General features: G+C 45.6%; 4 protein-coding genes. All 4 read left to right on the top strand.

Annotated elements, in window-relative coordinates; translation table 11 throughout:
• Positions 1–115: 115 nt before the first annotated feature.
• Genes G563_RS0118370 through G563_RS0118355 form a run of 4 tightly spaced genes read left to right on the top strand, consistent with a single transcriptional unit; the run spans position 116 to position 2,070 of the window.
• A complete protein-coding gene (locus G563_RS0118370) occupies positions 116–1,204 on the top strand; it encodes a phage tail-like protein (RefSeq protein ID WP_169579783.1) in 1,089 nt (362 codons plus the stop codon).
• Between the two features lie 4 nt (positions 1,205–1,208).
• Positions 1,209–1,442, top strand: a complete 234-nt coding sequence (locus G563_RS0118365; RefSeq protein WP_028666581.1) for a hypothetical protein — start codon at positions 1,209–1,211, stop codon at positions 1,440–1,442.
• Positions 1,442–1,678: a hypothetical protein gene (locus G563_RS0118360; protein ID WP_028666580.1), complete on the top strand. Its 237-nt coding sequence runs from the start codon at positions 1,442–1,444 to the stop codon at positions 1,676–1,678. The genes G563_RS0118365 and G563_RS0118360 overlap by 1 nt, the downstream gene beginning before the upstream one ends.
• The gene (locus G563_RS0118355) at positions 1,675–2,070 is read left to right on the top strand and encodes a DUF5675 family protein (protein ID WP_028666579.1); all 396 of its coding nucleotides are present in this window, start codon (positions 1,675–1,677) and stop codon (positions 2,068–2,070) included. Before G563_RS0118360 ends, G563_RS0118355 begins: the two co-directional genes overlap by 4 nt.
• The last annotated feature ends 46 nt before the right edge of the window (positions 2,071–2,116 follow it).

The raw sequence follows: 2,116 nt of genomic DNA, 5'->3' as shown, positions 1-2,116 counted from the left end.
GAATCAGGTAACACCAATGAAAATGTGGTAGCGGCCCGATTTGAGCCGCCCAAAATTTTGGCTAGCAATTTAGCTTCCGTGGCGGCGGCGGAGGCATACATGCAAAACAATAACTATGTCAAAACTCAACCCAATTAGGATGAAGCGGCTCTTGTTTTTTTTGTGTTTGGTAAGTTCGGTGTGTTTGGGACAAACCTACCCTCAAGCTAATACCCTGCTTACGGTTAGTGAGGAGGTGTGGAAAAACCTGAGTCCGAATGCTTCCAACCTCTACCTAATTGTAGGGCCTAATGGGGCGGGACTGTGGCGAATGCGTCCCAACGACCGCACTACGCCAGCCTCGACAACGATAAAAGTACACCCCAAGGGGATGCGTTTTGAGCGAATCCCCTTGGAAGGGGCATCCAGCAGCGTTGCTCCTACAATCCCTTATCTCCCGTTGGTAGGAACCAATTCCTTGGCGGGTTCCATCATTCCGCTCCAGAACAATGCTTACGATTTAGGGAGTCTGACGTATCGTTTTCGGACCCCCTATTTTACGGGGCTGAACATGGCTGGGGGAATTGTAGCGGCCCAAAATGGACTCTATGATGTAGGAAGTTTGACTTACCGTTTTCGGACGGGCTACTTTACAGGGCTGAACATGGCTGGTGGAATAGTAGCCGCCCAAAATGATGCTTACGATGTAGGAAGTTTGACTTACCGTTTTCGAAGTGGGTATTTTTCTGGAAAAATAATTATAGCAGGTTCGGCTGATTCAGGGGAAAACTTACAGGTCACCGGGCCAACGCGCCTGAATGGTCCCTTGTATATCGGGGGTACCATCACCTTAGGCGTGTCGGGGGATATGTATTTCGACGGGGACAAAGGGGTCTCAAGGTATGTGAATGACCTGATTTTGCGGCCTTATGGAAGTGGCTCGGTGGGAAGGATTGTGCTTCAAAACAATGCTTTCAACAAGACATTCATGCACATGACTTCTAATGGCGTTAATGTTGGGGCAGATGAAGACGTGCATTCCTCGGCTGAGTTTCAGATCACGACTACCACCAAAGGGTTCCTTCCTCCTCGGCTAACTGCGGCTGAAGCCTCGGCTATTTCAAGTCCAGCAGCCGGGCTGATGCTATATGTCAACAGCACCAACGGAACTTTTACCTCTACGGGATGGTGGGGCTACACTGGTTCGGCTTGGTATAAATTTTAAAATCATGAAAGCAGTACTTCATTCTACCGAAAATCAAACGTGGCTATTCTTATTATTTAATATCAGCATGGGCAGTTTTTTTATGCAGCTGGCTTCGGCAATCGCTTCTGTAATCTTCGCAGCCAATCAATTATATATCATGAAGCGACGTGTTGATAAACAATACGAAGGCAGTTGGAAAGCCTATTTTCAATCATACTACCAAAACAAACTTAACAACCTCAAATCAAAAAAATAATGCCTGCTTGGATTGGAAATTTGCTTAAAGGGAGGGTAAGCACCACAAATGTAATCGGGGTCATTTTTACCCTTGGCTATTTGTATTGCCTGACTTTTACGGTCAGTTATCTGCTCATGTACAGCAAGGTAGTTGACAAAGAAACCCTGAATTTTATCAAAGATTTTCTAGGTGGTTTTAAAGATGTGCTTTTAATCATTATTGGGGTAATAACCGGAAAATCGCTAAGTAAATGAACTTAATATTGAATCGTTTGCAAGCTAGTGAACTTGGTACAAACGGAGAAATTACCGTCGAGGGTAAGCATGTCTGCTACACGATCGAGCGGCCGTGGCTGGATAATCAGCGCCGCATTAGTTGTATCCCAACTGGGCGGTATCAACTGAAGCCGCGCTTCTCTCAGAAATTCAAGTATCACTTAATCCTGCTTGATGTACCGGGTCGTGACCTGATTCTTATTCACCCCGCCAACGATGCAATTAAGGAATTGAACGGGTGCATTGCGCCTGTAAGCGACCATACGGGCATCGGAAAAGGTGTGAAGAGTGTGGTAGCTTTTGTACGCGTAATGGCTATCGTCAATTTCGCATTTCAAAAAAATGAAGATGTATTCTTACAAGTAACATGAAAAAATACCTAATCTTACTACTGTGCATCGCGACATTTTCGGCGGT

Source organism: Runella zeae DSM 19591, from assembly GCF_000423565.1.
Classification (GTDB): Bacteria; Bacteroidota; Bacteroidia; order Cytophagales; family Spirosomataceae; genus Runella; species Runella zeae.
Note: the sequence above shows the minus strand (reverse complement) of the source record. Positions and strands in the feature narration are given on the sequence as shown.